At 68.6% G+C, this 12,077-nt stretch carries 8 protein-coding genes; 2 read left to right on the plus strand and 6 right to left on the minus strand.

What is annotated here, in order from left to right; genetic code table 11:
* Window positions 1–149: 149 nt before the first annotated feature.
* Complete coding sequence (locus tag ACFX59_RS04375; protein ID WP_387430005.1) at window positions 150–950, minus strand: polysaccharide deacetylase family protein; 801 nt, start codon at window positions 948–950, stop codon at window positions 150–152.
* Window positions 950–2,092, minus strand: a complete 1,143-nt coding sequence (locus ACFX59_RS04380) for a GDSL-type esterase/lipase family protein (protein WP_387430007.1) — start codon at window positions 2,090–2,092, stop codon at window positions 950–952. The genes ACFX59_RS04375 and ACFX59_RS04380 overlap by 1 nt, the downstream gene beginning before the upstream one ends.
* A gap of 121 nt (window positions 2,093–2,213) precedes the next feature.
* Here ACFX59_RS04380 and ACFX59_RS04385 point away from each other — a divergent pair, with 121 nt between their 5' ends.
* Window positions 2,214–3,269, plus strand: a complete 1,056-nt coding sequence (locus ACFX59_RS04385) for a cupin-like domain-containing protein (protein WP_387430009.1) — start codon at window positions 2,214–2,216, stop codon at window positions 3,267–3,269.
* Here the strand turns inward: ACFX59_RS04385 and ACFX59_RS04390 are convergent.
* From ACFX59_RS04390 to ACFX59_RS04400, 3 genes are read right to left on the minus strand one after another with little or no spacing between them, the layout of a single operon-like run.
* Entirely contained in the window at window positions 3,260–4,765 is a 1,506-nt protein-coding gene (locus ACFX59_RS04390; RefSeq protein WP_387430011.1) for a tryptophan halogenase family protein, read from the minus strand. The genes ACFX59_RS04385 and ACFX59_RS04390 overlap by 10 nt on opposite strands.
* Window positions 4,762–6,069 carry a tryptophan 7-halogenase gene (locus tag ACFX59_RS04395; protein ID WP_387430013.1) on the minus strand — a complete coding sequence of 436 codons (1,308 nt, stop codon included), beginning with the start codon at window positions 6,067–6,069 and terminating at the stop codon, window positions 4,762–4,764. The genes ACFX59_RS04390 and ACFX59_RS04395 overlap by 4 nt, the downstream gene beginning before the upstream one ends.
* Window positions 6,066–7,592 carry a tryptophan halogenase family protein gene (locus tag ACFX59_RS04400; protein WP_387430015.1) on the minus strand — a complete coding sequence of 509 codons (1,527 nt, stop codon included), beginning with the start codon at window positions 7,590–7,592 and terminating at the stop codon, window positions 6,066–6,068. The genes ACFX59_RS04395 and ACFX59_RS04400 overlap by 4 nt, the downstream gene beginning before the upstream one ends.
* 222 nt (window positions 7,593–7,814) lie before the next feature.
* Between ACFX59_RS04400 and ACFX59_RS04405 the strand changes: the two genes are divergently transcribed.
* Complete coding sequence (locus ACFX59_RS04405; protein ID WP_387430017.1) at window positions 7,815–11,132, plus strand: TonB-dependent receptor; 3,318 nt, start codon at window positions 7,815–7,817, stop codon at window positions 11,130–11,132.
* 67 nt (window positions 11,133–11,199) lie between these two features.
* Here the strand turns inward: ACFX59_RS04405 and ACFX59_RS04410 are convergent, their stop codons facing one another.
* Window positions 11,200–11,922 (minus strand): GDSL-type esterase/lipase family protein, encoded by a 723-nt coding sequence (locus ACFX59_RS04410; RefSeq protein WP_387430019.1) that lies wholly within the window; start codon window positions 11,920–11,922, stop codon window positions 11,200–11,202.
* Between the last annotated feature and the right edge of the window lie 155 nt (window positions 11,923–12,077).

A 12,077-nucleotide genomic window follows, 5' to 3' on the forward strand; every position in this document is an offset into this window, starting at 1 on the left:
ATTACGCCGCCGCCATCGCATGCCGTCCCGTCACCTCATCGTCCGCCATTGCCGAGTCTCGATCCCTTTACACGCAAATGGCGAAAAACGATCGATTTTGGGTCATGATGGCTGACGAATTGGGGCGGCAGAGAGTTCCCGATGGCGCGCTATCGGCGCGAAGACGGTCCGGCATGCGCGTGCGCCCAGTCGAGCGCCTGTTGCAGCGTGGCGACCCAGACGTCGCGGCGATGCGCCTTCAGCCAGGCGACGAAGGCGCGGTGCTGCGCATCGGTGACGGCCAGGTGATCGCCGCCGACGCCGTGGAACAGCAGCACCGCCATGCCGCCGCCCGCCTCGGCCTGTTCGACGAAGCCGATCATCTTCGCGGCATCGTCGCCTTCGCCGAAACCGCGCGCGGGGATGTGCATCGGGTCGATCCGCGCGACGTCCGCCGCCAGCTCGGTCGGGCTGGCGCTGACCCCGCGCGCATAGGTGACGAGGCCGGCGGCGCGCAGCGGCTCGAGATAATCGACGCCGCCTGCTCGCGTCTCGCCACAGGGTGTCGCAAAGCCGTGGCGCATCCTGCCGTCGAGCGCGGTCAGCAGGACATTCTGCTGCGCGATCTCCCGGATCATGCTCGCCGGGGTATAGGCCTCGGTGGTGTAGCGTGGATCTGCGGGAAAGGCGGCGGCGCGGCAGGGGTGGAAGATGGTGTGATTGCCCAGCTCATGCCCCTCATGCGCCACGGCGCGCCAGCGACCGACATCCTGCGCGCGGACATTGGCGAGGAAGAAAGTGCCCTTCAGCCCGGCGGCGTCGAGCGCGGGCACCGCATGGTCGAGCTGCGAGGACAGCGCATCGTCATAGGTCAGCACCACGGCCGCCTTCGCACCATGGGGCCAGCGGGTGGCGGCCTGGGCGGGCATGGCGGCCGCCGCGACGGCGAGCAGCGTCAGGAGGCGGCGCATCAGCGGCGCGTCCATATATCGGGTCGGGCATCGATGACCCGTTCGATCGCGGCGGCGATCCTGCGATCGTCATCGGTGTCGGGATGGGCGTCGCAGCCGGTAAAGCCCAGCCCGTCGACGGGCACGAAGGCGATGCGCCGTTCCCCGCCCGCGCGCAGCCGGTCGACGACCTTGCCGACCTCGCGCTTGATCTCGCCATCGGCCAGATCGGTCGCCCACAGGACGAAGAAGGCGCGGGGATAGTGGCGGCGCAGGCGGCCGACGAAATCGACATAGCGCCGCTCGTAATCGGCGTGCAGCGCATCGCGGTCGGCCCAGCGCTCGCCGGGCTTCAGCGGCGTCGAGAAGTCGTTGGTGCCCAGCGCGATGACCACGACCTGCGGGTTCCAGCCGGGCGTCGTCGCCGGGGTGCGGCCGTCGAACAGCGCATAGGGATAGGCTTCCGGCAAGGTCGGCGCGGCGAAGCCGCCATAGTTGCGCACGATCCCGCGACCGGAAATGGCGTTGACCTGATAATCGGCGTCGTAACGGCGCGCGGCGATACCGGGCAGGCCCAGCGTCGTGTCGGTCGTCCGCCAGATCGCATCCTGGCTGCACTGACGGGTGGGGGAGGTGTTGCCATAGCCGACCGTGTGCGAATCGCCGATGAACTCGATCTGCCGGGCGCGCGGCGCGGGCGCGGCCAGCGGGGTTGTGCCGTTGGGGGCGAACAGCCCGCGCAGCACCGTCCATCCGGCCTGGCTCTCGCTGGCGACATCGACGCGGATGCGGTGCGGCCCTGTGCCCCGTGCGGCGATGCGATAGAGGCCGGGGGCGGGGCGGACCAGCGGCATGGGCGCGCCGCCATCGACGCGGATGCGCAGCGACACGGCACCGGGGCCGACCCCCAGATCGACCGTCGGCCCCCGGAACGCGCCCTCGATATAGGTGCCTGGCCATTGCCGCCGATAGCCGTCCGTCGCGACCACGCGCCCGCCGATATGAAGCGGCAACGGTCGCCCCGCCCGAGTCTCGGCCCCGAGCGCGCGGATGGCCTCGGCCGCACCCGACTGGGCGGGCAGGGCGGCGGGCAGGCCCATCGTCAGCGACAGACCGGCGAGCATCAGGCGGCAGCTCCGTGTCGGGGGCAGGATATGCGGCATCGTCTCTCCTGACGGGGCCGATGTTCCGCCCCATATGTCATCGCGTGCTACCCTCGGCGGGGCGCAACGCAACGAAAATCATTTCCTTTTCCCGTCCGGGCCTGACACGGATCGAACCGTGATGAGACAGGATTCCGAAGCGAGCGCGACCGCCGACTGGATCGCCCAGGCCCCCCGCGTCGCGGAGCGGAGCGCGCCGACCACGCAGGACGGTTTCCTCGCGCTGGTCGAAGCGGCGACGCCGGTGGTAATGCGCGGTCTGGTCGAGGGCTGGCCGGTGGTCGCGGCGGGGCGGCGGGGAACGGCGGCGCTCGCCGACTGCCTGCGCGGCTATGATGGCGGCAGGCCGCTGGGGCTGATGGCGGGCGATCCCGCGATCGGCGGGCGATTCTTCTACCGCGACGATTTCAGCGGCTTCAATTTCGAGCGCGCGCAAATCCCGCTTCCCCTGTTGCTCGAGGCGTTGCTGCGCAACGAGGGGCAGGATGAACCGCCCGCGCTTTATGCCGGGGCCAGCACCGCGGCCGAGCATTTCCCCGGCTGGACCCGCGACCATCCGCTGCCCTTGCCGGTCGGCGATGCGCAGGCGCGGCTGTGGATCGGCAATGGCAGCCGGGTGTCGGCGCATTACGACATGGCCAGCAACATCGCCGCCGTCGCGGCCGGACGCCGCCGGGTCGTGCTGTTCCCGCCCGAACAGGCCGCCAACCTCTATGTCGGGCCGCTCGACATGACGATGGCGGGGCAGCCGACCAGCATGGTCGACCTCGAACGCCCCGACCTGACCCGCTTTCCCCGTTTCGCCGCCGCGCAAGCCGCCGCCCAGGTCGCCGAGCTGGGGCCGGGCGACGCCATCTATATCCCCGCCATGTGGTGGCACGAGATTCGCGCCGAAGGGCCGTTGAACCTGCTGGTCAATTACTGGTGGACGCGCGGCACGTCGGATGCGCCCTTCGCCGCGCTGGTCCATGCCATATTGGCGGTGCGCGACCGACCGGCGGCGGAGCGGGCGGCGATGCGCGAATGGTTCGACCACTATGTCTTTGGCGAGGATGCCGCGCGGGTGGCGGATCACCTGCCCCCGGCGGTGCGCGGCATATTGGGGCCGCCCTCGCCCGAGCGGGACGAGCGGATTCGCGGCTATCTGTTGCGGATGCTGGGCGCCGGTCAGCCCTGACCGGCGACGATCCGCGCCAGCGCGACCGTATGCGGCGGCAGGCCCGCCACGGCGGTGGCGGTCGCCTGTCGCATCTGGCGCAGCGCGGCGAGCACCCGGTCGTCGTCCAGCGCGTCGATCACCGGGTCATAGCCTTCGGGCATCACCCCCTGGCCCAGCAGCACCGCGACCCAGCTGGGCGTCGCGAACAGCTCGTCCTCATAGCGGAAGATGCGCCCCTTTTCGCGGAACAGCGCGATCTTGCGGGTCAGCGTGTCGGGCAGGGCCATGGTGCGGACATGGTCCCAGAAGGGCGAATCGTCGCGTGCGGTCGCATGATAATGCAGGATGATGAAGTCGCGGATCGAGCGGTAATTGTCGCCCATCTGCCGGTTATACTCGTCGCGCTCGACCGGCGAGAACCGCTTGTCGGGGAAGAGCGCGAACAGTTTCGAGATGCCCTGCTGGATCAGGTGGATGCTGGTCGATTCCAGCGGCTCCAGAAAGCCCCCCGCGAGGCCCAGCGCGACGACGTTGCGCTCCCACAGGCGCTGGCGGCATCCCGCGGTGAAGGACAGCCGACGGGGCGTCGCGGTCGGCGCGGCGTCGAGCCGGGACAAGAGCAGGCGCTCCGCCGCATCGTCGTCCATGAAGCGGCTGGCATAGACCACGCCATTGCCGGTCCGGTGCTGGAGCGGGATGCGCCATTGCCAGCCCGCTTCGTGCGCGGTGGCGCGGGTATAGGGGAGCAGCGGCTCGGTCCGCTCGGTCGGCACCGCGATGGCGCAGTCGCAGGGTAGCCAGTGCGACCAGTCCTCGAACGGCACGCCCAGCGTGTCGCCCAGCAACAGGCTGCGGAAGCCCGAACAGTCGACGAACAGGTCGCCCGCGATCCGGCGGCCATCCTCCAGCCGCACCCCCGCGACATCGCCGTTTTCGTGCCGCTCGACCGCGACGATCCGCCCTTCGACCCGCGCGACCCCGTCCGCCTCCGCGCGTCGGCGCAGAAAGGCGGCATAAAGCCCGGCGTCGAAATGATAGGCATAGGCCAGCCCCGACAGCGGCGAGCGCGGATCGGGCAGGGGCTTGCCGAACGCGGCGCGCTCCATCGCGACGGTCGAGGCGGAATAGTCGCCGATCGGCCCGACGCCCGGCTGCCCCTGCATCTTCAGCCAGAGCTGATGGAAGTTCAGTCCCTGAATGTCGCGGCCATGATGGCCGAAGGGGTGGATATAGTGGCTGTCGGGGCGGTGCCAGCCGGTGAACGCGATCCCCAGCTTGAAGCTGCCCTGGGTGGCGCGCAGGAACTCCGCCTCGTCGATGCCGAGCAGCGCGTTGAAGTTCAGGATCGAGGGGATGGTCGCCTCGCCGACGCCGACCGTGCCGATCGCGTCCGATTCCACCAAGGTGATCCGGCGGCGGCCATCGTCCAGATAGCGCCCGGCGGCGGCCGCCATCATCCATCCGGCGGTGCCGCCGCCGACGATCACGACATGTTCGATGGGGGAAGGGGTCATGATCCGCGCTTTCCGGCGGCGGCGCGCCACTGTCCAGCCCTGTCGAGCACGGCCCGGCGTGCGACCTCGCGCGGAATGCCCAACGCGATGGGGTCGGGCCGCTCGGGGCGCAGGCCCTGGCCGATCAGCATCGCGATCCAGGCGTCGCGCTCGACCGAGTCCTCGTCCGCCGGGGGCAGGGTGCCGCGCCGCTCGAACTGGGAGATCATGGTCGCCAGCGACGGGGGCATGGCGGGCGGCGTTGTGGTGGCGATGTAATGCGCGGCGAGGAAGTCGCGCATCCGGTCGGCACGCTGGTTTGCGCGGCGGTTATATTCGGCCGACAGCAGGGGCATGTCCGCGCCGGTCGGCAGCAATTCCAGCGCCAGCGCGATCTGGGCCAGCGCCAGCGTGAAGCCGGTCAGGCCCAGCGGCCCCGGCTGCACCGCCGCTTCGCCCAGCGCCAGGACGTTGCCGCGCATCGGCGCCGACAGGCGGCCGGGAGCAAAGGCGATCGCGCCCGGTGCCGCGTCCCGGCTGGCGCTCACCGACGCGCCGGGCCATGTCGCGGTCCAGCCGCCCGCCACGGCGCGATAGCTGTCGATGGGGGAGGGGGCGGCGGCGGCGGACGGCTCCAGCCGAAGGTGATGGCAGGGCAGGCTGTCGCCCCAGCCCTCGAACCCCTGGGAGGTGGCGACCAGCCGCGCCGGGCCGGTCGCGTCGATGACCAGATCGGCCTCGATCCGATTGCCATCGGCCAGATACAGCGCCGTCACGCCACCGGTGTCGGCCGTCGCTTCGGCGAGCGGGGCACTTGCTTGGCCAACCCCCGCCTGCCGGGCGAGCGAGGCCAGCCCGTCGCGCAGCCGCCGCGCGTCCAGATGCAGCCCAGGCTCGATATCGCGGGGAACCAGACCCGCCTCGGCGGCGACGCAGGCGGGGTGGAGCGCGTGGAACGGCATCGGCGCCCCGGCCCGGAGCCAAAGCTGGTGCAGCGGTGCCCCGGCAAGCGGCGGGGCGGGCTCGTCCGCGACCATCCACGCCGTCCCGTCCGCGCTCCAGTCGAGGAAGCGCGTGGCGAGGCGCGGCGTCGCCACGCCGTGCGCCAGCAGCATGTCGGGCGGGCAATGCAGCCGCGCGAGCATCGCATGGGCGGACGGCAGGGCGAGCGGCCAGCGATCCGCCAGCGCGGCATCGGGCACGGGCGCGGGGACCAGCGTGACGCGCGTGCCCGGCATGGCCTGCGCAAAGGCGAGTGCGGCGGCGAAGGCGACCGGCCCGCCACCCGCGACCGCGACATGGGCGGGAAGGGTGCGGCGGTTCATGCGCCTGCTCCCGCCGCGATGGCCGCCAAGGCGGCGTCATGGGTGGGCATCCGCGCCACCCGATCGGCGATCGCGCGCGACAGCCCGGACAAGGCGCGGTCGAGCCCGGCGCCTTCGGGCCGATCGGCGCGCGGGTCCCAGCCATGCGGCACGACGCCCTGGCCCAGATAGACCGCGACCCAGCTCGGCTCGAGGAACAGGCCGTGGCGATAATGCGCGACCTGCGCGGTGGCGCGCCACAACTCCATCTTCTCGGCCAGCGTGTCGGGCACCGTCATGGTGCGGACATGGTTCCAGAAGGGGGAGTCGTCGCGGGTCGTGGCGTGATAATGCAGGATCAGGAAATCGCGGATTCGATCATATTCGGCATCGATCGCGGCGTTGAACCCGTCGCGGTCGCCATCGGCGACCTGGGCGTCCGGGAAATGCTCGACCAGCGCGGTGATCGCGGCCTGGACAAGATAGATGCTGGTCGACTCCAATGGCTCGAGAAAGCCTGAGGCGAGCCCGACCGCCACGACATTGCCGACGAAGCTACGCCGCCGCCGCCCCGCGCGGAATTTTAGGAAGCGCGGCTCGGCGAGCGCGGGGCCGTCCAGCCCGGCCAGCAGCAGTTCGGCCGCCCGTTCATCGTCGCAGAATGCGCTGGCATAGACATGGCCGTTGCCGACCCGGTGGCGCAGCGGGATGCGCCAGCGCCAGCCTGCAAGGGTCGCGGTGGCCCGGGTGAAGGGCTCGGTCGGAGCGTCGGGGCTGGCGCTCGGCACCGCCACCGCACGGTCGCAGGGCAGCCAGTGCGACCAGTCCTCCCAGGGTTCGGCCAGTTCCTGCCCCAGCAACAGGCTGCGAAAGCCCGAGCAGTCGATGAACAGATCGCCCTCGATCCGCGTGCCGTCGGCCAGCGTCACGGCCCGGACCGCGCCGTCGCCCGCATCGCGCTCGACCGCCACGACGCGCCCCTCGGTCCGCCGCGCGCCGCGCGCCTCGGCCCAGCGGCGGAGAAAGGGCGCGAAGCGGGTCGCGTCGAACTGATAGGCATAGCCGAAGCTGGTGGTGGGATCGTCGGGGTCGGTGCCCGGCCGCTCGAACCGACGGACTTCGGCGGCTGAGACCCCGGCCGAATAGGCACCGATCGGCAGCACCGGCGCGCCTTCGGCATGGCGACGCAGCCAGTAATGGTGAAAGCCGATATCGGCGAGCGGACGGCCATAGGTGCCGAAGGGGTGGATATAGCGGTCGCCGATCCGGCCGAAATCGCGGAACTCGATCCCCAGCTTGTAGGTGGCATCGGTCGCCGCCATGAATTCGGCTTCGTCGATGCCCAGCCGTTCGAGATAGGCGCGCAGATGCGGCAGGGTCGCCTCGCCGACGCCGACGATGCCGATCTCCTCGGACTCGACCAGGTGGACGGTGCACGCCGCGGGCAACAGGCCGACCAGCCCCGCCGCGGTCATCCAGCCCGCCGTGCCGCCGCCGATCACGATGATGCGCACCCGGTCGTCCGCCGATGGATCGCCGCTCACTCGAACCTCTCCCGATCATGCCCGCAGGGATCCTGTGGAGTGTCACCTGGCAGCAACAGTTCGATGCAATTCCTCAATAATTAAATCAAGTTTAGATATTTCCCTTGAGTCCGGATCGGCACCGATTTAGCCGCATGATAACCGCTATCACGCGGCACGAAAAAATGGGGGCGCTTCCATGACGAAGCGCATCGGAGAGGATCGGGAAGGTACATGCACACCATGCGAATCTTGGCTGACGGCGTCAGCCGCAAGCGGCTGGCGGCCACGGTTTCGGTCGTAGCCCTTTGTGCGGCCGTGCAAATGGTCCCCGCGACCGCGTCGGCCCAGACGACCCCCGCACCCGCTTCCCGCGACGACGAGTCCGTGCCGCAGACCAATGTCGGTGCCGGTACGGCCGGGCAGGCCAGCGTGCCCGCCGGTGCCAATGCGGGCAAGAAGCCGCTGTCGAACAGTGCGTCGATCGCCAACCAGACCGCGCCCGACCAGTCCAATGTGACCGCTACCGATGTCGCGACGCCCGCCGCCGAGGGCAATCAGGGTGACATCGTTGTCACGGGCCTGCGCCAGTCGCTCGCCAATGCCCAGTCGATCAAGCGCAACGCCGACACGGTGGTCGATGCAATCACCGCCGAGGACATCGGCGCGCTCCCCGATCGTTCGGTCAACGAGGCGCTGCAGCGCGTCCCCGGCGTCGCCATCACCCGCTTCGCCGCCGCCAACGACACCGCCCACTTCTCGGTCGAGGGTTCGGGCGTCACCATCCGTGGCCTCAGCTATGTGCGCGGCGAGTTCAACGGCCGCGACAGCTTCGGCGTGTCGGGCGGTCGTGAGATCGGCTTCAACGACGTGCCGACCGAACTGGTCGGCTCGGTCGACGTGTACAAGAACCTGACCGCCGACCTGATCGAAGGCGGCATCTCGGGCACGGTCAACATCAACACGCGCAAGCCCTTCGACACCAAGGAGACGCTGGTCTATCTGTCGGGCAGCGTGAACTATGGCGACTTCTCGAAGCGCAGCGCGCCCGCCGTCGTCGGCCTGTTCTCCAAGCAGTGGCAGCTGGGCAATGGCGGCCGCTTCGGCATCCTCGCCAGCGGCAGCTACAACCAGCAATATAGCCGGTCGGACTCGGTCTTCTATTCGGCGTTCATCCCGCGCTACAATGACGACACCAACGGCAATGGCCAGCAGGACGCGGGCGAGGGCCGGACGATCAACGCGGGCACGCCCTATGCGTCGACCGCCTATGACCATTATCCGGTGCCGTCGGGCCGCAACGTCGTGTACGTGCCGCTGGGCGCAGGCTCGCGCATGCAGCAGTTCGACCGCACCCGCATCGGCTATGCCGGTTCGGCGCAATATGAGAATGGCCGCGGCAACCTGCTGATCACCGCTCAGTTCCTGCGCGCCGAGTCCAAGCAGACCTGGCTGGACCGCACGGTCGAGCCGAACGTCTATTATGCCGACGCCAACCAGATCTTCCCGCAGGGCTATAACCCCAATGCGCCGATCGCGGGGCAGAGCTTCACCCAGCCGACCTATGACGCCAACGGCCTGTTCACCTCGGGCACGCTGATCCGCAACGGCGGCGGCCAGTACACCACGCTCGCCAACCGCTATTTCAAGACGGACGGCGCGACGCAGGACCAGTCGGTCAACGTCAAGTGGGATCCGACCGAGCGGCTGCACCTGAACTTCGACGGGCAATATGTCTTCTCGAAGGGCCGCGATTCGGACGACACGGTCGAACTGGCGACCTTCTCGGGCGTGCGGATCGACGGTAGCAACGGTGCGCCGCTGATCAACGTGATCCCGCCCAACGGCCAGTCCGCCGCCGCTTATTTCGGCGACCCGACCAAGATCTTCATCCGCGACGCGATGAACAACCGCACGCACAGCGACGGCGACGAGTGGGCGTTCAAGGCCGATGCGCAATATGACGTGTCCGAGGACTCGTTCCTGCGCAAGGTGCGGGTCGGCGGCCGCTATTCGGACCGCAACCAGACGGTGAAGACCAACGACTATAACAACTGGGGCGCGGTGTCCGACACCTGGACTTCCAGCACCGCGACGCTCGACAAATATTCGAGCGCGGTGACCGGTCTGAACTTCACCGATTTCTATCGTGGTCAGGTGGTGACCCCGCCGACGACCTATGGCCTGCGCGATGCGCTGCTGACCGATCACGACGCGCTGACCGCGCTGCTGCGCGAGGCGACCAAGGCGTCGGGCGGCGGCTATGTCCCGCTGGAGGATCGCGGCTCCGACCTCGTCGACGGCTATTTCCGGCCGAACGAAGTCTACAAGATGCGCGAGCGGACCTATGCCGCCTATGCGCGCGTCGACTTCGGCATCGACAATATCGGCGGCGGCGAGACCAGCCTGTCGGGCAATATCGGCCTGCGCTACGTCCATACGCGGGATGAATCGACCGGCGGCATCACCTTCCCGCAGATCGGCACGACGATCGGCACGTTCCCGACCGTCGCGGCCTATTGCGCCTCGCCCAACGACACCAACACGGTGCGCCCGATCTGTACGCTGACCAGCGCGCAGCAGGCGGCGGTCGTCGCCTTCTCGAACGGCGCGTCGACCACCGACGTGGCCAAGCAGAGCTTCGACAAGTGGCTGCCCAGCCTGAACCTGAAGTACCAGGTGACGCCGACCCTGCTGTTCCGTCTGGCGGCGTCCAAGGCGATCTCGCGCCCCGGCTTCACCGATCTGCGCAACTTCGTCGGCCTCAGCCCGTCGGGCAGCAACACGACCGGGTCCTATGGCTTCCAGTCGAGCGCGCGGAACCCCTATCTGCGTCCGGTCGATGCCAAGCAGGTCGACCTGACCGCCGAATGGTATTTCGCCAAGGTCGGCTCGCTGACGGGTGCGGTGTTCTACAAGGAATTGTCGAACATCATCCTCGACAATTACGGGTTCGTCCGTGACTTCACCAACAACGGCCAGACCTACGCCGTGTCGGTGAACGGCCCCGCCAATGCACCGGGCACGGCGCATATCAAGGGTGCGGAAATCTCGTACCAGCAGACCTACGACTTCCTGCCGGGCATCCTGCGCGGCCTGGGGACGCAGGCGACCTTCACCTATGTCGATCCGGGCAAGATCCCCAATGCGACGCCGAACAACGGGCCTGCCGACGGCAACCGTCCGCCGGTCGACGTGGCGGGGCTGTACAGCACGCTGCCGCTGGCCCAGCTGTCGAAGTACAATTTCAACGTGTCGGCCTTCTATGACTATGCGGGCATCTATGCGCGCATCGCCTATAGCTGGCGGTCCAAGTATCTGCTGACCAACCGCGACTGCTGTTTCCCGTTCCTGCCGGTCTATTCGCTGGCGGCGGGCCAGGCGGACGCCTCGCTGTTCTACACGGTCAACAAGCAGTTCAAGATCGGTCTGCAGGTCCAGAACCTGCTCGACGCGACGACGCGCACGACCTTCGTGCTGAACAGCTCGGGCCTGGAAGCGCCGCGGTCGTACTTCAAGAGCGATCGCCAGTTCCAGCTGAGCGTTCGCCTGACCTACTGATCGGTCGGCACGATCGCATGAAAAAGGGCCGCGGTGGCGACACCGCGGCCCTTGTTTTTGGAATCGATCAGCGGGTGACGGGCTTGGCCAGCGCGGTGCGGATCGCGGCCTCGGCCACCGGGGCCATCACGACATAGCCAGCCTCATTGGGGTGGACGCCGTCATAGGTCAGGCTGGCGCGCGTGGCCTGTCCGTCGTGCAGCGCCGACCAGTAATCGGCATAGGTCGCGCCCGTGCGCGCCGCATAGCCCTTCATCCAGTCGTTGAGCACCGCGATCCGCGACGCGGTGTCGAGGCCCGGCCGCCAAGGGAAGTGATCGGCGGGCGGGATGGAGGCCAGGATGACGCGGATGCCGTGCGCCCGCGCCAGCTCGGCCATCGACATGATGTTCGCCTCGGTCTGTTCGGGCGTCATCGGGCCGGTATTGCCTGCAATGTCGTTGGTGCCCGCCATGATCTGGACGACCTTGGGCTTCAGGTCGATCACGTCCTGGCGAAAGCGCAGCAGCATCTGGGTCGTCGTCTGGCCGCCGATGCCGCGCCCGATCCGGCCCGGCGTGAAGAAGTCCGGCATCTTGTCGAACCAGCCTTGCGTGATGGAATCGCCCATGAAGACGATCGTCACCGGCCCGGTCACGCGGGCATTGGCCTGTTGGTAGCGACCCAGCCAGCCGAAATCATTGTGCAGCCGGATTTCGCCCTCGTCGGGCTTGGCGGCGGCGGGCGGCGGCACCTGCTGCGCGGAGGCTCCGGCACCGAGCAGCAGCAGAAGGGCAGGGGCGTAGCGCATCAACGTCTCCAGCAAGCATCAGGCGGTCGCAAGGCACGGCGCCGCCTTTGTTTTTCGTGCCCTCGGTCATATCCGACGAAGCCGTTGCGAAGCGTAGAGCGGTAAAAAGAAAATTTGAAATATGTTTTGTTGACAGCGCTGTCATGAAACCGGAA

This window comes from Sphingomonas sp. NCPPB 2930 (assembly GCF_042867205.1).
Classification (GTDB): Bacteria; Pseudomonadota; Alphaproteobacteria; order Sphingomonadales; family Sphingomonadaceae; genus Sphingomonas.